The 619-nt window shown below is 27.8% G+C and carries 1 pseudogene; it reads left to right on the forward strand.

Annotated elements, in window-relative coordinates:
• Positions 1 to 282, forward strand: a pseudogene (locus ACF91D_RS31345) (S8 family serine peptidase); the annotation flags it as partial.
• Positions 283 to 619 lie beyond the last annotated feature (337 nt).

Raw genomic sequence — 619 nt, forward strand, 5'->3', positions numbered from 1 at the left:
ATTTGTGCCAATGGCAATGATATTTTTGGTCAAAAAGAGTATCCAGCTTCTTATCAAGAAACGATTTCTATAGGTGTTATGAAGAATGAAAAAAGTAAATCTATATTTAATTCAAACGATAATGCAGATCTGTATATTTCATTAAACAATCATTCGGAGAAAATGATTAATAACACTTCAGAAGCAACAGCATTAGCTACTAATCGTTTGATAAAAAAATATAAAAGTGATTTTTCGAATATGGATAAACAAGAGTTAATTACTTTAATAAAGGAGGAATAATTTATAAGTAAACATTAGGTTTTATTGCAATGTACTTTATGAATGTAAACAACAGAGATATTTTCATATAAAGAGTGGTTCAGAAAATATACAAATATAAGTAAGGATCTGAGACATAATCATTGTCCTAGGTCCTTATTTTACTTTTGCGTGTAATGATTTTCTACTTAGAAAAATGATTTATCGCCTAAGTCCTGAAAATTCTAACTATACTACAATTTTCCGAGTTACTAATCTATATACAAATTTTGCAAATTATTTTAAGCTCGGCCCAATTAAATATAGTAATTCTATTGCAGTCCTTTATCACAAAGATGTAGCATTCTCGAGAGTAGCT

The sequence above is a fragment of the Staphylococcus sp. 231237_7MaSpsaltlick genome (assembly GCF_043107035.1).